Origin of the sequence: Corynebacterium massiliense DSM 45435 (assembly GCF_028609805.1) — a bacterium.
GTDB lineage: Bacteria > Actinomycetota > Actinomycetes > Mycobacteriales > Mycobacteriaceae > Corynebacterium > Corynebacterium massiliense.
The window spans coordinates 1663898-1688166 of record NZ_CP063189.1; the positions used below are offsets into that span (position 1 = coordinate 1663898).

Below are 24269 nucleotides of genomic sequence, written 5' to 3' on the forward strand. Positions count from 1 at the left end.
CGGCAGGCAGGCCATCCTCCGCGGGGAGGAAAAGCTCGCGGCCGCGGCTACTCTTCCGCGTCCGTGGACAGCGCGGCGACGAAGGCCTCCTGCGGCACATTGACCGAGCCCAGGGTCTTCATGCGCTTTTTGCCTTCCTTCTGCTTTTCCAGCAGCTTGCGCTTGCGCGAAATGTCGCCGCCGTAGCACTTGGACAGCACGTCTTTGCGCAGCGCGCGGATGTTTTCACGGCTGATGACCTTCGATCCGATGGCAGCCTGGACCGGCACCTCGAACTGCTGGCGCGGGATGAGCTCCTTGAGCTTCTTGGTCATCTTGTTGCCGTAGTGCTGCGCGTGCTCGCGGTGGACGATGGCGGAGAACGCGTCGACCGGCTTGTGCTGCAGCAGGATGTCCACCTTGACCAGGTCGGATTCTTGCTCGCCCGCCTCTTCGTAGTTGAGCGAGGCGTAGCCCTTGGTGCGCGACTTCAGCATGTCGAAGAAGTCGAAGATGATCTCGCCCAGCGGCATGGTGTAGCGCAGCTCCACGCGGTCCTCGGACAGGTAATCCATTCCGCCCATCTGCCCGCGCTTTTGCTGGCACAGCTCCATCGTCGGGCCGACGAAGTCGGACGGGACAATGATCGTCATCTTGACGATCGGCTCGTAGACCTCCTGGATCTTGCCCTCCGGCCAATCCGACGGGTTGTGCACAAACTGCTCGGTTCCGTCCTCGGCCACGACGCGGTACGTCACCGACGGCGCGGTCGAAATCAGATCGAGGTCGAACTCGCGCTGCAGGCGGTCACGGGTGATCTCCATGTGCAAAAGACCCAAAAAGCCGCAGCGGAAACCGAAGCCCAAGGCCACGGAGGTCTCCGGCTCGAAGGTCAGGGAGGCATCGTTAAGCTGCAGCTTATCCAGTGCGTCGCGCAGGTCCGGAAAGTCCGCCTGGGAGATCGGGAACAGGCCCGAGTACACCATCGGCTTCGGCTCCTGGTAGCCGCGCAAGGCCTTGTCCGCGCCCTTGCTGGCCCAAGTGACGGTATCGCCAACCTTGGTCTCACGCACGTCTTTCACGCCGGTAATCAGGTAGCCCACCTCGCCGGGGCCCAGGCCCTTGCACGAGGTCGGCGTCGGGGACATCACACCGATATCCAGCACCTCATGCTCCATGCCGGTGTTCATCATGAGCACCTTCTGCCGCGGCTTGAGCGTGCCGTCGAACATACGCACGTAGGTGACCACGCCGCGGTAGGTGTCATAGACCGAGTCGAAGATCATCGCGCGCGCCGGCGCGTCATCGGCGTATTCCGTTTCCGGCGCCGGGATGAGCTCCACCAGCTTGTCCAAAAGCTCCGGCACGCCCTCGCCCGTCTTGCCGGACACGCGCAGGACCTCCTCCGGCTCGCAGCCGATGATGTTGGCCAGCTCCAGCGAGTACTTCTCCGGATCGGCGGCCGGCAGGTCAATCTTGTTGAGCACCGGGATAATTTCCAGCTCGTTTTCCATGGCCAGGTACAGGTTGGCCAGGGTCTGAGCCTCGATGCCCTGGGCGGCATCGACAAGCAGGATTGCTCCCTCGCAGGCCTCGAGCGCGCGGGAGACCTCATAGGAAAAGTCCACGTGGCCGGGCGTATCGATCATCTGCAGGACCATCTCTTCGCCGGCATGCTTGCCCGACTGCGGCACCCACGGCAAACGCACGTTCTGCGCCTTGATGGTGATGCCGCGCTCGCGCTCGATGTCCATGTTGTCTAGGTACTGGTCCCGCATGTCGCGGTCTTCCACGACCTTGGACAGCTGGAGGATGCGATCCGCCAGCGTCGACTTGCCGTGGTCGATATGGGCGATGATGCTGAAATTGCGGATACGCGAGATGTCCGTGAACGTCTCCGCCGCGAAATTCTTAGACAACCAGGTCCCTATCTTTCCTCGTGGGCTTGTGAAACTCGCGGTCGTGGCCGCGTAGAACTTTGACCGATCTTACTCAACCCTAGGGCGTGCTTTGCTCGTTAGGATAGGTGACATGTCTAGCGGCCAGAAAGCAGCTCCCCGGCCCGGGGCGCAGAGTGGGAACCGTCCGCGGCCCGCGTTCGTCCGCTGGCTCAAGAAGGTTCTGGGCATCGGCGACCGCGAGCCTGTCGATGACGGCTTGAGCCGCATCAACGACCGCCTCGGCCTGGGCAGCACCACGCACGGGCCCACCCCGCGCAAGGCGGCGCAAATCCATGTGGTGCGCACCGTCGATCGCCCGCGCTCTATTTTCTACGCGCCGAACATGGACGGCCAGGCCGATTCCGGCGAGGTGGTTTGGGTGCCTGTCCCCTCGGAGGAAGACGGCGGCACCGTCCACGAACGCGCCGTGCTCGTGGTCGGGCGCACTCGCACCACCGTCTTGGGGCTCATCATCTCCCCCAACCCGGAGCACGCCGACGAGGACTGGTGGCTCAACATTGGCTCCGGCGACTGGAACGAAGCCGGCTGCCCGTGCTGGGTGCGCCTCGACCGCATCCTTGAAGTCTCCGAGCAGGACACCCGCCGCGAGGGCATCCTCTTCCCGCAGCGCCGCTTTGAGCGCATCGCGCACCACCTACGGGCGAAGTACCACTGGGCGTAGGATCAGCCCCAATCCCGCGCGCTGGCAGCGGCCGTTGGCGGCCCACAATCAACGGGCGGCATCCACCGTGTCTAGGGTTTGCCTCCTTACGCAGTGGCCCCGGCCGGGCGGTAGGTGGTCGCCCAGGGCGGGCTCCGCCGGACCTTGCCGTTGACTCTCTCGAGGCGCCCGCGGCGGGGTTTCGATGGGTCATCGTCGTTGACCCCGTTGTGGTACGGGCACGCCATCGTCAAGTTCTCCGGGTTCGTGTTCCCACCGAACTTCCACGCCTTGAGGTGATGTACCTGAGCCTTATCGGCCGGGTGGTGGCATCCCGGCCAGGCGCAGGTCGGCGACTCGGCCATCGCCATCAGCCGCTGCTTGTCGTTAGCCACGCGGCTCAGGCGGTAGAGGTTCGCCGGCCCGTGGTACGGATGCACGAGAGTGACCAGGCCCGCGTCGGCGAGGATCCGGGTGACAAAGTCGCGGCCCGTCATCGTCGCCCCGTTAGTCATTTTTAGGATGATGTCGTCGCCGTCATCGCGAAGCACTGTGGTCAGTTCATCGAGAGTAATGATCACGTTAGTGCGCAGCCCGGAAACCACCTGTCGCGCTTCGGTGGTACTGCCGCAGTTCGAACAGCTCACGTGCTGCGTCGCTACCGTCGATGCACTGGCATCAGCCGCAGACGCGACGGAGGCGGAAGCCGCAGCGGCCGAGGCCGCAGCGACGGCATTGTCACGGTCCCGAATGAGGTCAAGAATGTCGCTCGGCTTCTTGATGTGCTGCTCGATTTCCGCGACCTCTTTACTCGAGGCGTTGATGTTAAACGACCACACGTCACCATTCTCCCGGCGAGTAAGCCGGCACCCTTCCTCCGGCGGCGCCGGCGGCCCCTTCAGCTCCTTGGTGAAGATGCGGGCGGCTTTTCCAATTTCCCGAGCCGAGCCAGCCAGACTGGCCGCGTGCCGACAGATCTTCCACTTATCCAGAAGGTGAGGTACCCGGCTGGCCTGCTTTTCGATTTCTAACAAAGCAGGCAAACTATGCCCATTAATCCGGATGGACTCAATGGTGTCGGCCCGCATGCGGGTATACGCAGTCTCGCCGCAGTAGACCTCCACGAGGCTGGAGAGGTCTCGAGCCGTCGTGTCCGGAAGGCCCCGGGCCACGAGTTCGGCACGGCTGAAGCCTTTGCAGGCGAGGATGAGCCCGAGGGCATCGGCAAGAATGCTGGCGTACATATCAATCGGGGACGGTGCTGGACGGTTCTCACGTTGGTTCACGGTGTTGAAGCTAAAGCGTCCCGCAACCGCCGTCTAGGGTTCGCCAGCGCACCTGTGGATAACTCGGCCGGTTTTGACCCGCAGGGACTGCCCACGACAGAATCCTCTGAGTTATCCACAGGCAGCGTCGCGAGGTTTTGGGGAATGCCCCGGTGCGCTGGTAATGTCTTTCCAGTTGCCAACGCTTTTGCGGCGCACTTGCCCGGCGAGCAGGACCTTGGGCTCGCAGCGCGCGCCAGTGCCGCGGACGGTCTCACGTCCAGGACACGCCGCTAAGCGCTGGTGTGAAACCTGTTCACCGAGAGCTTTAAGAGGTACGACTCATGGCTAATATCAAGTCCAAGCAGAAGCGCATCATCACCAACGAAAAGGCTCGTCGTCGCAACAAGTCGATCCGTTCGGCTGTGCGCACCGAGATCCGCAAGTTCCGCGAGACCGTCGCTGCCGGCGACAAGGCGGCCGCCGAGAAGCAGCTGCGCGTGGCTTCCCGCAAGCTGGACAAGTCCGTGTCCAAGGGTGTCTTCCACCGCAACAACGCTGCCAACAAGAAGTCCCGCATGGCGCAGGCCCTCAACAAGATGGCCTAACTCGCCGCGCGGTTTCACCGCTGGCTGATGCTGCCGGCTGCCCCGTTTGACGGGGTGGCCGGCTTTTTGCGTGCCCAGTGTGTCATTTCACCAGCGCACGAGGCGAAAAGTTGGGTGTCCGGGGTCGCCGATAGGATGAGTAAACCATGAGCCAGATTAAGCCGCTGTTGAAATGGGCGGGCGGGAAGCGCCAGCTGCTGCCGCAGATCCGCACCGCCCTGCCCGAGGAAGGTTGGGACCACTACTTCGAGCCTTTCTTAGGCGGCGGCGCGGTGCTGTGGTCGCTTACACCGCCGCGGGCGACCGTCAATGATCTCAACGGTGAGCTCATCACGCTCTACCGGGTGGTGCGCGATCACCCGGCAGAGCTGAAGGAGCGGCTTTCCTCCTACCCCAACGAGCCGGAGTTTTTCTACTCGCTGCGCGCCGTGGACCGCGACGTCGAGGCTTTCGCCGCGCTTGGCGATGTTTCCAGGGCCGCCCGCACCATCTACCTCAACCGGACCTGCTACAACGGTCTCTACCGCGTGAACTCGGCCGGCCAGTTCAACGCGCCGTATGGCCGCTACCGCAACCCGACGATTTGCGATGGCCCGGCTATCGACGCCATGTCGGAGTACCTCAACGAGGCGGACGTCACGCTGCTCCACGGCGACTACGCCGCCGCGGTGGCCCACGCCGGCGACGGTGACTTTGTCTACTTAGACCCGCCCTACGACCCGGTGAGCGTGACCAGTTCTTTCACCGGCTACGCCGCCGGCGGTTTTGCGCGCCAGCAGCAGCACGAGCTCAAGGCTTTGTGCGATGATCTCGATTCCCGCGGCGTGAGGTTCCTGCTGTCGAATTCCGCGACGGAGTTTATCCGCGAGCTGTACGCCGACTACCGCGTGGAGGTGGTCGGCGCGACCCGTGCCATCAACTCGGTGGCCTCCCGGCGCGGCAAGATCGACGAGGTTTTGGTGCGCAACTATGACTAATGCGCGCCCGCCCGTCAGCGAGCTGCGGGAGCACTTCGGGGTGCCCGACACGGTGTGGCTCGGCGTCAACGACGTGGGCTGGCTGCGGGTGCTGCACCACCCTGATTTCGCTGACCCGGGCAGCTGTTTCACCATTACCGCCCGCGAGCTGCACGAACTGTCTGGCCGGGAGCCGCGGCTGATGGCCAAGCACGACTTCCGGGGCGCGCGGCCGTGGATTTTCGAGCGCTACGGGCTGTCCATTTTGCCGCTTAGCCGCAGCCGCTACCTGGTGGGGCGCTTCGACGTCTACGCCGACTTCCCACCCGACGAGGAGCTAGGCCCAGTCCACGTCATGGGGCTGCCGAAGGGGTTGGACCCCCTGCACCACGACGCGGTGTCCTCAGAGGGGCTGGCGCTCGCGGCCGCGTACGCCTCGGGCATGTTGCGCGACTTTCTGGGATCGACTGAGCTCTACCCCACCGTCTCTGGCCGGATGTCTACCGGCTCGTTCGATCTCCGCGTGGAGGGCATCGCTGCGCCAGTGACCGTCGACCGCGCCCAGATGGAGATTGACGCCGGTTTTGAAAGCGCCGACCACCTCGCGGTGGTGGAGGCCAAAAATCACCTCACCGCCGACTTCAACGTCCGGCAGCTGTACTACCCCTACCGTCGCTTTTCTGCCCAGTTATCCAAGCCGGTCCGGCCGGTGTACGTGGTGTATTCCAACGGCGTGTTCCGCCTTTACCTCTACGAATTCCCGCACGCGGAGTCCTACCGCGGTATCCGGTTGGTCAAGGCCGCGCGCTACGCCGTTAGCCCCAGCACCATCGATCGGGCAACGCTTGCGCAGGCGGTGGATTCCACCACGCCGGTGGCACTCGAAGACATCGCCGCGCCGTTCCCGCAGGCCGATAGCTTCGACCGCGTCGTCAACCTGTGTGAACTGCTCTACGCCTCGGAGCTATCCACCGACGAGATCGTCGACGAGTACGTATTCACGTCCCGGCAGGCGGCCTACTATGTGCAAGCCGCGGCCTTCCTCGGGTTGGCGGAGCGTACTGATAGCGCGGCGCAGCTGACGGAAACGGGGCGGCGCATCATCGGCACGCGTGAGCGCACCCCGCGCAACCTGGCGCTGGTGCACCAGCTCGCCTCCCGCCCCGTTCTGCGCGAGGCGCTCGCCTTAGCCGCCGGCGCGGGAGACGTGCCGCCGGTTGACGATGTCGTCGGCACCATGCAGTCCGCCGGCGTAGACCTTGGCGAGCAGACGCTGAAGCGGCGGGCGCGCACCGTGCAACGCTGGGTGCAGTGGGCGCTGGACCTGTGCGCGGAAGACGCGGCCGGCAGCACGCCCAGCGGCCAGCTGCTGCTGCCGGTCGTCGACGAGGGCGCGTAGTCCGCGCTAGCGCGCACACTGCGCAGGCGCGTAGCCGGCGCAGGCGCAACCGGCGCAGACCAGTACCGGCAGCTAGATAAAGGATGTAACACCGGCGATGACGAGGGCCGCGCCGGCGACGACGAAGAAGGCGCCGGAGCCGATGTCGATCCCCGGGCCCGCCTTGAGAAGGCGGCGACGCACCGCGGCGGTGGAGACCACCACCGCGAGCGTGAGGAAGAGCGCGACGCTGGTCAACGACAACCCGGCGATGAGCGTCACGGACGCGCCGATGCCGGCGTGCGCGGGCAGAAGCGGAGCGATGAGCGAGGCCAAAAAGAGCACAATCTTCGGGTTCGACAGGTTGCAGGCCACGCCCGCGCGATACGAGCGGATCGGCCGGCCCAACACGCCCTCGACCTCCTCCAGGCTCGCCGGCGGATACTTGCGCTGGATGAGCCCGCCGCGCACCAGCCGGGAACCCATGTAAATCAGAAACGATCCGCCGACAATCTGCACCGCCCCGAGAATCTCCGGGAACGTGGAAAGAACCGTAGCAGCGCCGAAGACGGTGAGGCTAAACCAGCACAACGCGCCGGTTTGTACGCCGAGCGCCGCCGCTACGGCATGCCTGCGCGACTTGGTGGCCAGCCGGGTGACCAAGACGGTGTCCGGGCCCGGGGAAATACTGCCGACTAGGTTCAACATCAGGACGGTGAGATATGCCGAAAGGGTCATCGCCAACCTGCCGTCCCGCCGCACGCTGTTTCAGACCTCATGACCCTACACGTTAACGGGCGAGCCGGGCGATGCGGCGGACGGCCTCTTCGACCGCATATTCCGGCTCGCCGCCCTGCCCTTTGACCTCGGCATCGAGCTCCGCCATGAGGATGACCGCCTGGGTGATGTTGGCGCCGGACCAGCGCCGGGCAACCGGCTGCGCCATCTTCACCACGAAGGGATTCAAACCAGCCTGCTTGGCCACGGAGAAGTTGTCCCCACGGGCGGTATACAGCCGCGCGATGACCCCGACCTTGTTCGCCAGCGCCATCGCGATGGCCACCGGCGAGGCACCCAGCTGCAGCGCACGCCGGCAGGAGGCGACGGCCGCTTCGACCTTGCCCTCGACGGCGGCATCGGCAATGTCCCAGTTGGCCACCTCGGCCACGCCGACGTAGTACTGCTGCACCGCCTCGCGAGTGACATTCCCGCCCGTGTCCGCCACGAGTTGGGAGACGGCGGAGGCGAGTTCGCGGAGGTCGGACCCGACGCCATCGAGAAGCGCATGCACCACGTCCGGGGTCGGCCGCACGCCGTGGGACTGAAACTCCCGCATCACCCACTGCTGCAGATCCCGCGGGTGGAGGGAAAACACCTCGTGGACCTCGCCCGCCTTGCGGAGCTTGGCCACCAGTTCCGGCGGCTTCTTTTTGCCCTTCAGCGTCTTCGCGGTGACGTGGTAGACCACCACGATGGTCATGCCGGGAGCAGGCGCTTTCGCAGCAGAAAGGATGTGCGCTACCGCGTCCTTCCCGGCGCGCTCCGCGTCGGTGATGATGACAACGCGGTTGTCACCGAACAGCGAGGGGCTGGTCGCCTCCGCGATTTCCCCCTCGGTGACGTCGCTGGCTTTCAGCCGGGTAACCTCGGGCTGCGCGCCCGCGTTGTCAGCCACGGCGCGCTGGATGGATAGCCGGGCACGCTCGGTGAGGAATTCGTCGTCGCCCAAAATGAGATGCACCGCGGAGGAAGGCATGACGTACAGGCTACTACCCTCGCGGCCACCGCCAACTAAACATCGACATGGTAACTATTTGCCACAATGTCTACCCGAACCACGTGGACCCCCGAAGAGGCGGGTGCATCGAGACCGCCGGCGTTTACTTCGAAGCGGTCACCGCCGCACATCCCAGCCAATGGATACCCACCCTCACGGGATAACCAACTGGTTCGCTCTGGGAAGGAGTAGCAACGATGGAAATGGAAAAGGTCCGCCGCCCGTGGGCGGAACTCGTAGTGGGGATCATCGGTCTTGCTGTGCTCGCGATCGCCCCTGTGAGTATCAGTTGGGTGGGCATAGTCGCCGTAATCGTCGCGGTAGTCTCGACGCTTGTCACCCTTGTTGCGGCGCGTTTTTCCTCCCGGTGGCAGGTTATCTTGCTGTTCATCGGAATCGTCTTAACAGCCGCTGGTATCTGGTACGGCATTCAGCACGAATCGGACACGGATATCTTCTCCCTGGCCCTTCTTTGGATCGTGGGAAGCGGCCTCGTGCTTTCGTCTTTTTTGACCTTGCTCTGCCGGATAAAGGGCTAGAAGTGCCCGTCGGCCGCGCGCTGGGTGCCGTCTTCGAACACGCGTACTTCACCGTCGCGCTCGGGGTACAGCACGGCCACCCCGGCGCGGGTGACAGACGGGCGGTCCCGGGGTCTTGTATCCCCGCCGTCCCCGGTCACGATGATGGCGACGATGCCGGGATAAGGCCCGCGGGTGTCGATGTCCTCCTCCCGCTGCACCACGACGGTGTTGCTATCGGTAAGCTCTATCTCTCGCGCGCCGCGGGGCAGATCGATGCCGCGGCCGGCGAGGAGGGCGACCGCGGCGACGGTGACGGCGGCAGTCGAGCGGGGGCGGGCATACATGAGGCCAGCGGCCACCCAGCCGTAGGCTACCGCCACGGCCAGCGGGCCGGCCGCAATCTTATCTACCGGCAGCCGCATGCAGGCCCGTGCGACGAAGTGAATCCACCACGTGCACGGCTCAATCACCTTGACCGGCAGCACCGCCACGGCCGCCAGCGGTGCCGGCAGCTGCGCGCATAGAGCGGCGATAAGGCCGACGAGCGTCACCGGCGCGGCCGCGGGTGCTACCAGCACGTTCGCTAAGACTGAGATCACCGACACCTCGCCGGCCATCAGTGCGACGATCGGGATGGTCACCGCGTCCGCAGCGATGGCCACCGCCAAGGCGCGCACCACGCTGGCCGGCAGCCGGGTGCGTCCTAACGCGCGGATGAGCAGCGGGGATAAGGCGACAATCCCGGCGGTGGCGGCAACCGACAGGGCAAAACCGAAATCCACCGCCAGGTCGCTGCGCCACAGCACGAGGCCGAAGACCGACAGGCTCAGCGCGTGCATGGGCTCCATCCGCGCCGACCCCACCACGGCGCACAACCCGGCTACTCCCGTGACCGCCGCGCGCAACACGGACGGCTCCGGGCCGACCAATAAGACGTAGGCGCCGAGGGCCGCTAGCGCCGCGGCGAACTGCCCACGCGGGCCGAACGCGCACCAGCTGGCAATGACGGCCGCACTCGCCGTAACGATCGTGATATTCGCCCCGCTGACCGCGCTGAGGTGGCTCAAGCCAGTGTCGATGTAAAGCTGCTTTTCCGCCGCCGTCTGGAGGCTGGTATCGCCTAACACCATGCCCGGAAGTAGCCCCTGGCTCGCCTCGCCGACCCACTGCTCGACGAGACCGCGGAAATTCGCCGCCACCCCGTCGGCCCACGCGTACAGTCCCCGCGGTGCCTTCACGTCCGCGGAGCGCGCGTTCAGCACGATCCCGGAAAGACTCGTCCGGTCGGCGTCTACCGCGCGAGCGCGCGCGGTCACCACGGAGCCCACTGCCGCGTCGCCGGAAAGCTCCCCGGCGAACATGGGCACCTGCGTGGGATACCCGGGGATCTGGACCTTGAGGTACCAGCCGCCGGCATCAGTCGGGGCAGGCCGCGCCACTATGCGCCCGGTGATCTCCCCGACGGCCTCAAAGGCCTGCCACCGCGCCCGGCGCGTGGCGGCGGTAACGAGCGCCAGCGCGCCCGCGCCCCCAATCAGCACGGCCTGCCCGCGCACGCCACGTATCCACAGCGCGACGACCCCCGCCGCCACCAGCGCGGTGAACCAGACCTCGCACCCCAGCGTCACCGCGATAACCATCGCCCACGCCACGAGGGCGCAGGGCGCTAAGCGCAGCTCCCTCACACGGTGACCTTGCCTTCCAGCTGGGCCATCTTGGCCGGTCCAATGCCGGAGACCTCCAACAGTTGCTCCACCGCAGTAAACGGGCCGTGCTCTTCGCGGAAGGACACAATCGCCGCGGCGGTCACATCGCCCACCCCGCTCAGCGTCTTCAGCTCCTCGGCACCGGCGGTGTTGATATTGATCAGGCCGCCGCTTACGCCCGCGCCCGCGCTGGGCGCCACATCCGGTGAGCCACCCGGCTGGTCCCCGACCACGAAGCTTCCCCCGGTCGGCGGCGCCGGCTCCCCCTCCGGGGCGGGAGGGCCGACGACGATTTGCTGGCCATCGGCAAGCAACTGCGCCTGGTTGAGCGAGTTGATGTCGGCGCCGCTTCCCGGACGCGCAATGGCCAGGGCGTCCGCCACCCGCGCGCCGGGAGCGAGGGTGACAAGCCCAGCCTGCTCGACGTCCCCCACGACGGAGACGACCACTGACGTCGGCTCGCTCGTGGCCGCAGGGGACGCCGTTGTCGCATCACCCGGGTGCGCCGACAGCTCCAGGGACGGCAACTGCCCGCCTCCCCCATCGCCCGCGGCCGCTGGGTCGCCGCCCGCGCCGGAACGGGCGGAACACCCCGCCCACACCGCAAGACCGACGGCAAGAATGACCACCACGACAACGGCGTGGAGGACGGGCACGTGGATGCGCAGGGACGGGTATCGGACGGCGAGGAGATCTTCCTCCCCGGTGGGTCGGGTCAGTTCGCGGATGCGGTCGCTTACGTGTGGGGGCGCCATGCAGGTGACGCTAAGGCCCGGGCGCGGAAAATCCTAGGGGTAAAAGGCCCGCCTGTGGATAACTCCCCTCCCCGGGCCCGAAATTCGCGCGTTGTGCCCGAAAATGGCCACTTATCCACAGGCGATCCCGTTCGCCGCGCGGATCCGGCCGTCTACCGCTCCGCCCGCTTCGTCCCAAACGGGCTAGCAAACCCGCCCGGCTGCTTCCCCTTCGGCTTGTCCTCCGGCGGCGCGGAATAGACCGCGGACACCGCAATGGCGCCCGGGCCCACGTGCACGCCCAGGACCTTCGACAGCGGCACCACGATGAACAGCGTGCCGCTGGGCAGCGCGTCTTCTAACAGCGCGCGCAGGTTACCGGCGTCGGCGCGCGCATCGTTGTGCTGGATGGCGATGAACGCCGGATCCTCGCCGGCGCCGGCCGCCACGAGGTCGACGAGCTTGGCAAACGCCTTCGACTGCGTGCGCGTCTTGCCCACCAGCTCTGGGCGGCCGGACTGCATGCTCATAATCGGCTTGGTGGCAAGCAGCGCGGTGGTAAACACTGCGGTGGCAGTGGACAGCCTGCCGGAGCGGCGCAGCTCCTCGGTGGAATCGAGGTACACCCAGGTGCGGGCGCGCTCCAGGGTGTCCACCGCGATGTCGTAGCACTCGTCCACGCTCGCGCCGTCCTGTGCGAGCCGCGCGGCCGACATCGCGGCGGCACCGACCGCCATGCCCGCACTTCCGGTATCGACCAGCCGGACCGAATCATCAAACACCCCAGCCGCGGTGGTGGCGGCGGACCACGTGGAGGACAGCTCCTTGGACAGGTGGAGGGCCACCACCCCGTCTTCCTTCCCGTCTCCACCGGCGTCTGGCCGACGGGAGCGTTCCATCAACCGGCCGTAGAGCGCGGCCAGTTCAATGGCAGTAAGGCCCGAGGTAGAAGGACTTTCCTCCTCCTTTTCGCTGGGCACCATGTGCAGGTCCACGACCTCGATGTCGAGCCCGCGCGCAATCTTTTTGGGCAGACCCGCAGACGAGTCCACGACGACTTTGACGGGCACTACTGATCCGCCCCTGCCCCACCGACGACGTGCGCGCCCATGTTCCAGCCGTCCAGGTACCAGCTGGCTTCGGCCACGTTCTCCGGGGCAAAGCGCAGCGGCGCCAGCAGCTCCTCCGCGTTGAACCGCGGGCGGGCGGTCAGCTGCGCCCAGTGGGTGTTCTTCAGCCCCGACAGCGTGCCGTACTGCTGTTCTTCAAGCCCCAGCAGATGGCAGACCAGCGCGGAAATCGCCCCGCCGTGGGCGACGACGAGCACCGCGGAGTCCTCCCACTCGTCGAAGGAGGCCATGAGCTCATCGATAACCGGCCGGGCCCTACGCGCCACCGCCACGCGGGACTCGCCCTGCGGCGGCGCCCACGTCGGATCGTGGCGCCAGATGGCCCGCGCCCCCGGGGAGGCCTCGTCCACCTCCGCGGAGCTCATGCCCTGCCACTCGCCCAAGTGCGTCTCGCGCAGGCGGTCGTCCAGTTCCACGTCCACGCCGAGCTTCTCCCCGATGACCCGCGCGGTCTCGGCTGCGCGCGTCAGGGTGGACGCCACGATCTTGGAAATCCCCTTGCCCACCATCAGCTCCGCGGCGTCGCGCGCCTGGGCGTAGCCGGTCTCGGTGAGATCGGTATCGAGGTGTCCTTGCATGCGGCCAGCCGCGTTATACGTGGTCTGGCCATGGCGGATGAGGAAAAGACGACGGCTCATGACGAGGCTAAAACTCCTCGTCCTCGCCCGGCGCGCGCTGCGCCAGCGAGAGATCGTCCTGGCTCTCGGCGTCGCGCGGCAACACGCCATCCTCGCCCCAAGCGCCGACGGACTCCGGCGTGTCGATGCCCTCCACCTCAATAACCGGGCAGTCGTGGTACAGACGGTCCAGCCCGTAGTAGTCGCGCTCGCTATCGCGCTGGACATGGACGACGATGTTGCCGTAATCCAGCAGCACCCAGCGGTTTTCGCGATTGCCCTCGCGGCGCTTCGGCTCGAAGCCTTCCGCGGACAGCTCCTCGTCGATCTCATCAACCACGGAGCGCACCTGGCGCTCGTTATCGGCCGAGGCAATAACGAAGATTTCGGTGATGGCTAGTACGTCGGAGACATCGACGACGCGGATGTTGTCCGCGAGCTTTTCGTCGGCTGCGCGCGCTGCAATTTCCGCCATGCGGCGGGCGGTGTCAGTAACAGACAAATTCTTCCCTTGCTAGACGTAGACGTCAGGTGGTTGTGCGACAACGAGTCACCGCGCGGGCGCCCCAAGCGCCGCACGCATTCATGCTGCACATATTACTGTCCACGGCACGCGTGAAGCCACATGCCGGGACGGACCGCGCAACTCACAGCGGTTCGTCGGAGTCGGGCCGGTACAGCTTGTTTTTGGCGATGTACTGCACGACCCCGTCCGGCACCAGGTACCACACCGGGTATCCCGCGGCCGCGCGCTTGCGGCAATCGGTGGAAGAAATCGCCATCGCCGGGATGTCGATGAGGTCGATGGAATCCTGGCTGTCGGCCGGCAGCGCGTCCTTGGTCAGCTCATAACCCGGCCGGGTCACGCCCACGAACCGGGCCATGTCGAGCATCTCTTCCCAGTCGCGCCACTGCATGATGGACCCCAGCGCGTCCGCGCCGGTGATGAAGAACAGCTCGGCGTCGGGGTAGAACTCCCGGATGTCCGCGAGCGTGTCGATGGTGTAGGTCGGCCCACCGCGGTCAATGTCGACGCGGCTGACCGTAAAGCGCGGGTTGGAGGCCGTGGCCACCATCGTCATGAGATAGCGGTGCTCGGCCTCGGTGACATCACGGTCGGCTTTCTGCCACGGCTGCCCCGTGGGTACGAAGACCACCTGGTCGAGGGAAAAGCGGTGGGCAACTTCGCTCGCCGCCACGAGGTGGCCGTGGTGGATCGGGTCGAAGGTGCCGCCCATGATGCCGATGCGGTCGCGCGTGGTAGCCATGGTTTCCCAAGTATACGGAAGGGACTACTCCGCCCCGGGCTCTACGGGCGGGTCTGGCCGGTGCCCTGCAGGATCCACTTGTAGGAGGTGAGCTCCGGCAGCGCCATCGGGCCGCGGGCGTGCAGCTTCTGGGTGGAGATGCCGATTTCCGCACCCATGCCGTAGACCTCGCCGTCGGTGAACGCGGTAGACGCGTTGAGCATGACCGCCGCGGCGTCGACCTCGTTGCCGAACTTCACCAGCACGTCCGCGTCCTGGGCGGCGATGGCCTCGGTGTGGCCTGTGCTGTACTTGCCGATGTGCGCAATCGCGCCGTCGACACCGTCGACCACCTTAGCGCAAATATCCATGGAGAGGAACTCCTGCTCCCACTCCTCCTCGGTGGCCTCGACCGCACCCTCAACGCCGAAGCCCTCCAGCTCAGACACGTCACCGTGGATGGTGACCCCGGCGTCCTGCAGCTGCTTGACGATGCGGAGCTTCACGTCATCGGCAAGCGCGGCATCGAGAAGAACGCACTCGGTGGAGTTGCACACGGACGTCCGGCGGGTCTTGCCGTTGACGACCATGTCGATGGCCTTATCGATGTCCGCGGAGCCGTCGATGTAGAAGTGGCAGTTGCCGGTGCCGGTCTCGATGGCCGGAACGGTCGCGCCCTTGACCACGGCGTTAATAAGACCTGCACCACCGCGCGGGATGACCAAGTCCACCAGACCACGGGCGGTGATGAGGTCCTGGACCGAATCGCGGGTCTCGCACGGCAGCAGCTGCACGCCCTCGCGCGGCAGGTCGAACTTCTCCAGGGTGTTTTGGAGGATCTCCACCAGCTTCTCGTTGGACTTGCGCGCGGACTTGGACCCGCGCAGAAGCGGCACGTTGCCGGACTTAAGCGCCAGGCCGAAGGCGTCGACGGTGACGTTGGGGCGCGCCTCGTAGACCATGCCCATGACACCCAGCGGGACGCGCACCTTGCGCATCTGGATGCCGTTGTCCATGTTCTTGCCCTCGAGGATCTGGCCGACTGGATCCTGCAGGCCGGCGACCTGGCGCAGGCCATCGGCAATGCCGGCGACGCGATCCTCATCGAGCGCCAGCCGGTCCAGCAGCGACTCGGACAGGCCACGCTCCTTGCCGGCCTCCAAGTCCTGCTTGTTGGCTTCCAGAATTGCCGCGGTGTTGTCGATGAGATCCTGGGCCGCCTGCTCCAGAATCTCGTTCTTGCGCGGCGTGGTCAGCTGTGCGAAAGTGGCCGCCACTTGCTTCGCCGCACGGGCCTTATCCAAGACCTCGGTGCGCTCAGCTTCACGTTCAGGGGTCAACTCATTCGCATAATCAGTCATGCGGCCGAGTGTACATAACCAATCCGGTGGCCCCGGGGAATAAATTTTTCTAATAACCGGCTGACGGATCGACCTGCGTCGGCATCTCCTCGCCGCGCTCAAACGCGTCCATGTTTGCCGCAGCGGTCTTGCCCACGTGCAGGCGCGCCACGCGGAAGGAGGCGCCGATGTGCGGGCTGATGGTGCAGTTGTCCATCGCCCACAACGGGTGATCGTCCGGCAGCGGTTCCGGATCGGTGACCTCGAGAGCGGCGCCGGCGATCTCGTCGTTCTTTAACGCCTCGACCAAGTCATCTGTGTTGATGAGCTTGCCGCGGCCGATGTTGACCAAAATCGCACTGTCCTTCATCGCCGTGAGCTTTTCCGCATCGACGATGCCCTCGGTCTCCGCGGTCAGCGGCAACACGAGCACGACGATGTCCGCGGTCTCCCACAACGCGTCGGCATCGGCCATCTTCACCGTCTGGTCTGCGCCCTCGACCTCACGACCGGAGCGGTTGACGGCGATGACCTCCATGTCGAAGGGCTCAATGAGCCGAATGAACTCTTTGCCAATGCCACCAGCGCCGAAGATGACCAGCTTCTTCTTTCCGCGGTGCAGGTTGCTGTACAGCCACTGCTGCGTGCGGTCGGCATGCCCGGCAACGTCAAAGGAGGCAGCGCGGGTGACCTCCTTCTGGCGGTGCGCCTGGGCCAAAAGCAGCATCAGCCCCATCTCTGCAACCGGGGTGGCGAAGGCACCGGCCGTATTCGCCCACGGAATGCCGTCTTCGGTGATAAGCCCGGCATCAATCAATCCCTCCACGCCCGTAAAGCAGTGCTGGACGAACTGGATGTTGTCCGGCAGCTTGTCCGGGAAGTCCTCCGGGTTGGAGGAGGTGAAGACGAAAACGTCGGCCTGAGACAGGTCATCGACACGCTCGTGGCCGGCGGCGACGATGTCCTCGACGGTCTCGTCCCAGATGTGGGGCCCCATGAAAAACTTCACCGAAATAACCTCTTCCTACAGGCGGGAGGCGTAGTTGGACAGGTAGTCCGCGTGGACCACCGCGCGCTGGAACTCCGGATCGAGATCCTCGGTGCGCCGACCCATGATCTTGCGCAAGGTACTGGAGTCGAAATTGACCTCGCCGCGGCCGATGATCTTCGACTCCGGGCCGACGATGTCCACGATTTCGCCGGCGCGGAACTCGCCGTCGACCTCGGTAATACCGACCGCGAGCAGCGAGTTGCCGCCCTTGGTCACGGCCTCTTCCGCACCCTGGTCGAGGCGCAGCGTGCCGCCCGAGTCGGCGGTGTAGAGCGCCCAGAACTTCCAGGCGGACAGGCGGCGTTCCTCGCGAGTGTGGAAGACGGTGCCCATGCGGCTATCTTCCAGCGCCGGGCCGATGTTTTCCGCAGAGGTCAAAAGGACCGGCACGCCGCCGCGGGCGGCCAGCCGCGCCGCCGAGACCTTGGAGGCCATGCCGCCGGTGCCAACCTTGCCGCCGTCGCCAGCCGCGACGCCCTTCAAGTCCTTGCCGGTACGCACCTCAGGAACGAACTTCGCGTCCGGCTCCGCCGGGTTCTTGTCGTAGAGGCCGTCGACGTCGGAGAACAGGAAGAGTGCGTCGGCACCGATGAGGTGGGCCACGAGCGCCGAGAGGCGGTCGTTGTCGCCGAACTGCATCTCGGAGGTGGCCACGGTGTCGTTCTCGTTCACGATCGGGACCGCGCGCAGGTGCAGCAGCTTGTCGATGGTTCGCTTCGCATTACGCGCCCGATCGCGGCGCCCCGCATCGGAGGCGGTAAGCAGAACCTGCCCCACCGAACGGCCATAGCGCGCGAAAGAGCGGGACCACTCGTAGGCCAGGTGGACCTGGCCGGCCGCGGCGGCCGCCTGCTTGGTGGCCAGGTCAGTCGGGCGCTGGCTTAGTCCCAGCGGGCGCATACCGGCGGCGACGGCACCGGAGGAGACCAGCACGACGTCAGAGACTTCCATGCGCGCCTGGATGGCATCGACGATGCGGTCGATCTTTTCCGGCGCGGCGGCGAAGTTATCGCCGGTCAGCGAAGACGAGCCAATCTTCACCACGATGCGCTTGGCGTTTTGGATCTCCTCACGCAGCGGTGACTCGTGGCCCATGGCCAGGGAGTCCTCGGCCATGGCGGTGGGCGCCGGGAAGGGGGTTTCAGGCGCCTGATCGTCATAGGGCGAAAGCGGTAGCGGACGGTCGGACTCAGCCGGTGGCTCGTAGGGATTACCTTGATCGCTAGTCATGCCAGACGATCATACGAGGCGATGGATCAACTTTCAGCGTCTTTATTCTTCCGCCGCTTCTTCCACTCGCGGTAGGCGATAATCAGCAGCACGATGAGGATGACCAGGAGGTCAAGGATCATCCACCAGCTCAGCGTCGGCCGCCACCCGCCCTTGTCCGCGTCGCCGACCGGGTCGGCACGATCGGCCACCACGAGCAGGCGATTGGTGTTCAGGCCGTACGGCGTGCACGTGATGAGGGTGAGCTTGTCGCGGTCTTCCTCGTAGGTCACCGCGTCGTAGTCGCCCGGCCGGACCACCACGCGCCCGGTGATGGTGTAGCGCAGCCGCTGCCCCATCACTTCGACGTAGACGTCCGCGCCGTCTTTGATACGCGGCAGGTTGTCGAACATGGAGGCATCGACCATGCCGGTGTGCGCAGAAATGACCGAGTTCGTCCCCTTGCCGCCGACCGGCAGGTCGCTGCCGAACATGTGGCCCGCGCCGTTGTAGAGCACCGACGAATGCGTCGTGTGGTACACGGGCAGGTCCACGTCGATGGACGGAATGCGCAGGCGCGCAATGACCCCGTCAGTCTCCGGCGCATCGAGGGTCTTCATGTACCGGTCGAACCCGGGCGAGCCGGGCTCCGGCGGCATGGCGTGATGGCCCTGGGCGTCCAGCCAGTCGTTATACTCGTGGGCGCCGTCCAGGTACTCGCGGGTGCGCTCGTCCGGCTCGATCTGCTCGACCTTGTCGGCGTACGACTCCGCCCGCTTGTCCAGCTGGTAGTCGTTGTACAACGTGGCCACGATTGGGTAGAGCAGCGTGACGATGCCGAGCAGAATCCACACAATGCCCGGCAGCGAGCGCTTTTTCTTCTTTGCCGGCCGGGCGGCCCCGGCCGCTTCCGACGCCGCTGTTTGCTGAGCATGAGACTGCGCGTGCTTACCCATGGTTCTCCCCGCGATTCTCACCGCGCGCTTCGCGTTCGTGTTGGCGTTCGCGAGCCTCACGCTCGCGTTCCCGTTTGTCACGCCGACGGTCGGCGAACCAGCGCCACAACAGGTACAGCAGGATGAGTACCGCGATTCCAACGGCGAGCGTCATCCATAGCTGCCAGGGACTGCGATATTCGCGTTGGATGTGCTCCGGCTCATCGATGCGCTCACCGCGCACCAGCAGGCGGTGGGTGTTGAACCCGTAGGGCGTGCACGTCACCAGAGTGACGTAGTCCTTGCCCACCTCTGGGCGGATGTTTTCCACCTGGGTGGGCAACACCTTCTGGATATGGTCGACGCGGTAGGCGAGCTTCTCCCCAGCGACGTCGATGATGATGTCGTCGCCCTTTTTGACGTGGGTGAGGTTGTCGAACATGGTCAGGGTGCTCATGCCCGTGTGCGCGGTGAGCACCGAGTGGGTCCCCTCCCCGCCCACGGGCAGGGCCGTGCCGTAGAGGTGGCCCACGCCGTGCGCGAGCGCCGACGTGGAGGTGCCATGGTAAATCGGCAGATCGATGCCCACCGACGGCACCTGCACGCGCGCCATGACGGAGTTGACGTTTAGCTGGTTGAGGTAGTCCTGATACGCCTCCGAGTTGGTATCCGGCCCGTACATCCACGGGTCGGGCGCACCGAACTCGGGCAGGCGGTCGTTGTACTCCCGGGCCCGCTCAAGCATGCCATTGCGCTCATCTGGCGCCAGCTGTTCTACCGAGCGACTAAATTCCTCGGCCACGCGGTGTTGCTCGTTGTTTTGCAGGTGCGTGAGCACCACGGGAACGAGGAAGACCACTATCGCCAGGATGAGGTAGATAGTCGACCGGGACCTACGGCGACGCCGCCGGGAGCTGGAGTGCTCTGACCGGCGGCGTTGCGCGGTGTCGTGCGTGCGGTTAGCCACGCGCCTCCTTAGGCGGTCTGGCGGTCACGACGGCTGGTGTACAGGCCGCGTGCCAGGAGACCCAGGCCCAGCAGGAACACCAAGACGATGCCCCACGCACCGGTGGCCGGCAGCTGGTTCAGGAAGTTGCTGCGCTGGTTTTCCACGGAGACCGCGAGCTTGCGGATGTTGTCGCCCTGCACGGTCGCGTGGTGGACCTCCGGGTTTCGGACGAAGCCTTCCGGCGCCTTGGTCTCGATGACGCAGTAGTCAATCGACTCGGTGCCGTTCACACCGCCGTGGGTGGTGACGGGCAGACCGTGGGCGGTCGCCATCGCAGCGTCCTCATCGGCGTCGTTCTTCCCCACCGCCGTGGTCAGGTGGTTTTCCAGGTTCACGGTACCGTCCGGGGAGACCTCGATGGCCTCACCGACGGTCTCCCACTTGTTCTCACCCTGCTGCTCACAGCGGTAGACCTCGAACTCGGCGCCAGCAAGGGCGTCCGGCTTGTCCTCAGCATCTGCCGAGGTCTTGGTCACCGTCAGATCGCCGAAGGTAGCCTGCGTCGGCTGATCCTTGCCGTCCTCATCCTGAGTGTCGGTATCTACGGTTGCGCCGTTCGGCAGCTCGATCTCACCGGTGTTGTTGATCTTGCCGTCCGCTTCCGGAATTTTGATGACCTGCGCGTCGAAGGACACCTTCACCGCGAAGTCCGGGTGATCCTTACGCGCATCCTGGAGCTTCTTGCGGCCAGCATCGGTGAAGTTGACCCGCAGCGTGTTGTCCCCCGTGGACACGGTGTAGTCCGTGTCACGAGTGAGCTGGACGTCCTCAGAGGTGGTGGTCACCTCGATATTGTCATTCTGCAGCTTCAGGTGCTCGGAGTCCACCGGGTCGACGACGTTGAAGCGGTCGATGACACCAGCCGGGACCGGGGCGTTGATGGTGTAGCGCAGGTTCTGTCCCAGTCCCTTGTCGTTGGCGTCAACGTCCTTGGTCGGAACCACGTTCTGGTTCTTCGGGTAGACGGTCCGCTCGTACGCCCACTGACCGTCGTCCGCCGGGTACGGCAGGGTGACGATGAACGGCTGAGCGACGGTGTAGCCGTTGGACTGCTTCTCCGTGACCACGAAAGCGCCCTGACCGTCGAAGGAAGCGGTCGCCTCACCGTTGCTATCGGTGGTGACGTCCTTCGCCTCGCCCAACTCCAAGTCAGCGAACGCGCTGTCGGTCGGCTTTTTGCCGGCCTTCCAATCCGAGAGCAGGCTGCGGTTGTCGTCGGTCGCCTTTGCCAGCGCACTGACCTTCGCCCAGCCTGCCTGGGTGGTGAGGTCGATACCCTTGATGCGCTGGACGTTGAAGGTGATGCCGACGCCCGGCTTGGCATCGTCAGCCGGGGTGTCACCGCCGGTCGGGTCGCCGATGATCTTACGAATGTGCAGGTCGACCTGCTTGTTGGGGTCGATCAGGCGGGGGTTGACCTTGACCTGGTCGCCGTCTTCTTTCTCGACGGTCATGGTGCCGTCACCGGCGGCCTCGGATTCGGCCGGGGCGGTCTCGGAGGTGGTCTCGGCGGGCGAGGTTTCGGAAGTGGTTTCCTGTGCGAGGGCGGGAACCCCCAGAGCGGTCACACCGGCGAATGCAACGGTGGAGGTGGCGCACAGAGCAGCGATCTTGGAACGGAGACGCGACATAAGCCCTCTATCTGTGAGAGCTCGAACGTGAAAGAGGAATACGACCCCGGGGCGCAATCAGCCTTTTCCACGCGCCCACTCAGGGTATTCTTAATTCCTTCTGGGACATAAATATAGAGTCCCCTCCCCGGGATTTCAAGATTAAAGTGACGTGACCCCTACCCCTGCCACCGGTCGCGGTTAGCGCCCTCGCGCGTGACGTGTTCGTCCTGACCGTAGTCGTACTCGTCGACCAGACCACGGCGTGCCTGGGATGCGCGTTTGCGCTCCGCGGCGGACGCACGGGTGGTGCCTTGCAGGCGGGCGTCCTGGCCACGGCGGGTGGCTGTGGGATCGCCGCCGCCGGCCATTGGCTCCCACTCGAAGGTGATGTCGCTGATGGTTACCGGGGCACCTTCGACCGCGCCCTGGCGGCGCAGCTCATCCTCAATACCGGCCTTGTTCAGCCGGTCGGCCAGGTAGCCCACAGCCTCCTCGTTCTCGAAGTCAGTCTGCTCGATCCAGCGGTCCAACTTCTCGCCGGTGACGATGAAGCCGCCTTCGACCTGCGGATCCTTGCGCACAGTGAAGTCGAGGTGCGCGCCTTGGGACTTCCTGCCCGCTACCTTGGGGTGGATGATGGTGTGCTTCTTATCCGCCTTCTGCTTCGGGCGGCGTGCGCGATCCTGCTTGACGATGTCCAGCAGTGCGTACTTCAGCGGATCCAACCCCTGGCGCGCGACGGCGGAGATGATGAACACCGGCCAGCCGAATTTTTCTTCCAGGTCGCCTTTGACGAACTCGGCGAGCTCCTCGGCCTCCGGCACGTCCGCCTTGTTGAGCACCACCACGCGCGGGCGCTCCCGCAAGTCGCCCAGACCCGTGTCTGCATCTAGGGCCGACTGGTACTTCGCCAGCTCTTCTTCCAGCGCCTCAATGTCCGAGACCGGATCGCGGCCCGGCTCAATGCTGGCGGTGTCCACCACGTGCACCAGAACCGCGGTGCGCTCGATGTGGCGCAAAAAGTCCAGGCCCAGGCCACGGCCCTCGGCGGCACCTGGGATGAGCCCCGGGACATCGGCAATCGTGTACGAGTCATCGCCCAAGTCGACCACGCCCAGGTTCGGCGTCAGGGTGGTAAACGGGTAGTCCGCGATCTTCGGGCGGGCTGCGGACAACACCGAAATAAGCGAGGACTTACCCGCCGAGGGAAAGCCCACGAGCCCGACGTCCGCCACCGACTTCAGCTCGAGCACCAAGTCGCGGGCCTGCCCCGGCTCACCCTTGAGGGCAAAGCCGGGGACCTTGCGGCGATGGTTGGCCAGCACGCGGTTGCCCAAACCGCCGAAGCCGCCCTCCGCGGCGATGAACCGGGTGCCCGGCACGGTGAGATCAGCGAGCACCTCCCCCTTATCGTCGTGCACGACGGTACCCACCGGGACCTCGAGGACGAGGTCCTCACCGCGGGCGCCGTTGCAGTTGTCGCCGCCTCCGTTGCCGCCGCGCTGCGACTTGATGTGCGGGTGGTAGTGGAAGTCCATCAGGGTGTGGACCTGGTTGGACACCTCGAGCACGATGTCGCCGCCGTGACCGCCGTTGCCACCATCGGGGCCGCCGAGCGGCTTGTACTTTTCCCGGGCCACGGAGGCACAGCCGTGTCCGCCGTCGCCCGCTTGCAGGTGTAGAACAACGCGGTCAATGAACCGAGCCATAATTCAATCCTCTCCTCGCGAGCACGCGGCAATCCCTGCGCCGTGTCCCCATGGCCTTCAACAGTGGTCAATGTACCCGCTTGGGGTGATGGTGCTCGAGTTGGTGGTGCGGATACACGAAACCCCTCCACGCGCCGCCAGTGACGACGCCCGGAGGGGTCCCAATCGGTCCGCTTAGTTAGGCAGTTGCCTCGGCTGCGGACGGAGCCGGCTCAGCAGCTTCCGTGGCCGGAACGATGTTCACGGTGCGACGGTTGCGCTTGGTGGTGAACTTCACCGCGCCCGCTGCGAGAGCGAACAGGGTGTCGTCGCCACCGCGGCCGACGTTCTCACCCGGGTGGAACTTGGTGCCGCGCTGGCGGACCAGGATCTCACCGGCGTTGACCTGCTGGCCGCCGAAGCGCTTGACGCCCAGGCGCTTTGCCTCGGAGTCACGACCGTTGTTGGAGCTGGATGCACCCTTCTTAGTTGCCATTGGTTTCCCTCCTCAAGGAATGGCTGTAAGACCGTGGGCGGGTCTTACTTGATCCCAGTGATCTTGACGGTGGTAACCGGCTGACGGTGGCCCAGGCGGCGCTTGTAACCGGTCTTGTTCTTGTACTTCATCATGCTGATCTTCTTACCCTTGCCGTGCTCGACGATTTCAGCGTCGACCTTGACGTTGGCGAGATCATCTGCCTTGGACTTGACATCGGCGCCATCGACGAGCAGAACCGGGGTGAGAGCCACGGTGGAACCCGGCTCACCCTCGATCTTCTCGACCTTGACGAGGTCACCTTCGGCAACCTTGTACTGCTTGCCGCCGGTCTTGACGATCGCGTACATAGAGGGTTACCCCTTATCTAACTCGGCTCAGGAGCCGCGCCTTAATCCAGGTGCTTCTC

At 65.3% G+C, this 24269-nt stretch carries 24 protein-coding genes; 5 read left to right on the forward strand and 19 right to left on the reverse strand.

The features are described 5' to 3' along the window. Positions 1 to 47 precede the first annotated feature (47 nt). Complete coding sequence (lepA, locus tag CMASS_RS07800) at positions 48 to 1898, reverse strand: translation elongation factor 4 (protein WP_022863246.1); 1851 nt, start codon at positions 1896 to 1898, stop codon at positions 48 to 50. Positions 1899 to 2010: 112 nt separating this feature from the next. Between lepA and CMASS_RS07805 the strand changes: the two genes are divergently transcribed. Continuing rightward, on the forward strand, positions 2011 to 2601 hold the full coding sequence (locus tag CMASS_RS07805) for a type II toxin-antitoxin system PemK/MazF family toxin (protein WP_022863245.1): 591 nt from the start codon (positions 2011 to 2013) through the stop codon (positions 2599 to 2601). An 86-nt stretch (positions 2602 to 2687) separates the two neighbouring features. On the opposite strand, the gene CMASS_RS07810 is transcribed toward CMASS_RS07805, so the two are convergent. Further along, positions 2688 to 3866: an HNH endonuclease signature motif containing protein gene (locus CMASS_RS07810; RefSeq protein ID WP_240482801.1), complete on the reverse strand. Its 1179-nt coding sequence runs from the start codon at positions 3864 to 3866 to the stop codon at positions 2688 to 2690. A 323-nt stretch (positions 3867 to 4189) separates the two neighbouring features. On the opposite strand from CMASS_RS07810, the gene rpsT reads away from it, so the two are divergent. From rpsT to CMASS_RS07825, 3 genes are all read left to right on the forward strand, one after another. Then, on the forward strand, positions 4190 to 4453 hold the full coding sequence (rpsT, locus tag CMASS_RS07815; protein WP_022863243.1) for a 30S ribosomal protein S20: 264 nt from the start codon (positions 4190 to 4192) through the stop codon (positions 4451 to 4453). 146 nt (positions 4454 to 4599) lie between these two features. Next, positions 4600 to 5430 carry a DNA adenine methylase gene (locus tag CMASS_RS07820; protein ID WP_022863242.1) on the forward strand — a complete coding sequence of 277 codons (831 nt, stop codon included), beginning with the start codon at positions 4600 to 4602 and terminating at the stop codon, positions 5428 to 5430. Next, complete coding sequence (locus tag CMASS_RS07825) at positions 5423 to 6808, forward strand: type II restriction enzyme (protein WP_022863241.1); 1386 nt, start codon at positions 5423 to 5425, stop codon at positions 6806 to 6808. The genes CMASS_RS07820 and CMASS_RS07825 overlap by 8 nt, the downstream gene beginning before the upstream one ends. 72 nt (positions 6809 to 6880) lie before the next feature. On the opposite strand, the gene CMASS_RS07830 is transcribed toward CMASS_RS07825, so the two are convergent. Beyond that, the gene (locus CMASS_RS07830; RefSeq protein ID WP_022863240.1) at positions 6881 to 7525 is read right to left on the reverse strand and encodes a LysE family translocator; all 645 of its coding nucleotides are present in this window, start codon (positions 7523 to 7525) and stop codon (positions 6881 to 6883) included. Between the two features lie 52 nt (positions 7526 to 7577). Next, complete coding sequence (holA, locus tag CMASS_RS07835; protein ID WP_022863239.1) at positions 7578 to 8543, reverse strand: DNA polymerase III subunit delta; 966 nt, start codon at positions 8541 to 8543, stop codon at positions 7578 to 7580. Positions 8544 to 8761: 218 nt separating this feature from the next. Here holA and CMASS_RS07840 point away from each other — a divergent pair, with 218 nt between their 5' ends. Next, positions 8762 to 9103 carry a hypothetical protein gene (locus tag CMASS_RS07840; protein WP_022863238.1) on the forward strand — a complete coding sequence of 114 codons (342 nt, stop codon included), beginning with the start codon at positions 8762 to 8764 and terminating at the stop codon, positions 9101 to 9103. Here the strand turns inward: CMASS_RS07840 and CMASS_RS07845 are convergent. From CMASS_RS07845 to rplU, 15 genes are all read right to left on the reverse strand, one after another. After that, positions 9100 to 10770, reverse strand: a complete 1671-nt coding sequence (locus CMASS_RS07845; protein ID WP_022863237.1) for a ComEC/Rec2 family competence protein — start codon at positions 10768 to 10770, stop codon at positions 9100 to 9102. The genes CMASS_RS07840 and CMASS_RS07845 overlap by 4 nt on opposite strands. Further along, entirely contained in the window at positions 10767 to 11546 is a 780-nt protein-coding gene (locus CMASS_RS07850) for a ComEA family DNA-binding protein (protein WP_022863236.1), read from the reverse strand. Before CMASS_RS07850 ends, CMASS_RS07845 begins: the two co-directional genes overlap by 4 nt. A 152-nt stretch (positions 11547 to 11698) precedes the next feature. Continuing rightward, positions 11699 to 12595, reverse strand: coding sequence for a DegV family protein (locus CMASS_RS07855; RefSeq protein WP_022863235.1), 897 nt, complete (start codon positions 12593 to 12595; stop codon positions 11699 to 11701). Next, positions 12595 to 13293 (reverse strand): histidine phosphatase family protein, encoded by a 699-nt coding sequence (locus tag CMASS_RS07860; protein ID WP_022863234.1) that lies wholly within the window; start codon positions 13291 to 13293, stop codon positions 12595 to 12597. The genes CMASS_RS07855 and CMASS_RS07860 overlap by 1 nt, the downstream gene beginning before the upstream one ends. A gap of 7 nt (positions 13294 to 13300) precedes the next feature. Next, on the reverse strand, positions 13301 to 13774 hold the full coding sequence (gene rsfS, locus CMASS_RS07865) for a ribosome silencing factor (RefSeq protein ID WP_027018717.1): 474 nt from the start codon (positions 13772 to 13774) through the stop codon (positions 13301 to 13303). 145 nt (positions 13775 to 13919) lie between these two features. After that, positions 13920 to 14540 (reverse strand): nicotinate-nucleotide adenylyltransferase, encoded by a 621-nt coding sequence (nadD, locus tag CMASS_RS07870; protein ID WP_022863232.1) that lies wholly within the window; start codon positions 14538 to 14540, stop codon positions 13920 to 13922. Positions 14541 to 14581: 41 nt separating this feature from the next. Beyond that, positions 14582 to 15880 (reverse strand): glutamate-5-semialdehyde dehydrogenase, encoded by a 1299-nt coding sequence (locus tag CMASS_RS07875; RefSeq protein WP_022863231.1) that lies wholly within the window; start codon positions 15878 to 15880, stop codon positions 14582 to 14584. 49 nt (positions 15881 to 15929) lie between these two features. After that, entirely contained in the window at positions 15930 to 16868 is a 939-nt protein-coding gene (locus CMASS_RS07880) for a D-isomer specific 2-hydroxyacid dehydrogenase family protein (protein WP_022863230.1), read from the reverse strand. Positions 16869 to 16883: 15 nt separating this feature from the next. Next, the gene (proB, locus tag CMASS_RS07885; RefSeq protein ID WP_027018715.1) at positions 16884 to 18140 is read right to left on the reverse strand and encodes a glutamate 5-kinase; all 1257 of its coding nucleotides are present in this window, start codon (positions 18138 to 18140) and stop codon (positions 16884 to 16886) included. Positions 18141 to 18166: 26 nt separating this feature from the next. Further along, positions 18167 to 19075: a class C sortase gene (locus CMASS_RS07890; protein WP_022863228.1), complete on the reverse strand. Its 909-nt coding sequence runs from the start codon at positions 19073 to 19075 to the stop codon at positions 18167 to 18169. Further along, positions 19068 to 20021, reverse strand: coding sequence for a class C sortase (locus tag CMASS_RS07895; RefSeq protein WP_022863227.1), 954 nt, complete (start codon positions 20019 to 20021; stop codon positions 19068 to 19070). The genes CMASS_RS07890 and CMASS_RS07895 overlap by 8 nt, the downstream gene beginning before the upstream one ends. A gap of 8 nt (positions 20022 to 20029) precedes the next feature. Then, a complete protein-coding gene (locus CMASS_RS07900) occupies positions 20030 to 21694 on the reverse strand; it encodes a SpaH/EbpB family LPXTG-anchored major pilin (protein WP_022863226.1) in 1665 nt (554 codons plus the stop codon). A gap of 158 nt (positions 21695 to 21852) precedes the next feature. After that, positions 21853 to 23385 carry a GTPase ObgE gene (gene obgE / locus CMASS_RS07905; protein WP_022863225.1) on the reverse strand — a complete coding sequence of 511 codons (1533 nt, stop codon included), beginning with the start codon at positions 23383 to 23385 and terminating at the stop codon, positions 21853 to 21855. Positions 23386 to 23563: 178 nt separating this feature from the next. Continuing rightward, positions 23564 to 23860, reverse strand: coding sequence for a 50S ribosomal protein L27 (gene rpmA / locus CMASS_RS07910; RefSeq protein WP_022863224.1), 297 nt, complete (start codon positions 23858 to 23860; stop codon positions 23564 to 23566). 44 nt (positions 23861 to 23904) lie between these two features. Then, a complete protein-coding gene (gene rplU, locus CMASS_RS07915; protein ID WP_022863223.1) occupies positions 23905 to 24210 on the reverse strand; it encodes a 50S ribosomal protein L21 in 306 nt (101 codons plus the stop codon). Positions 24211 to 24269: the final 59 nt, after the last annotated feature.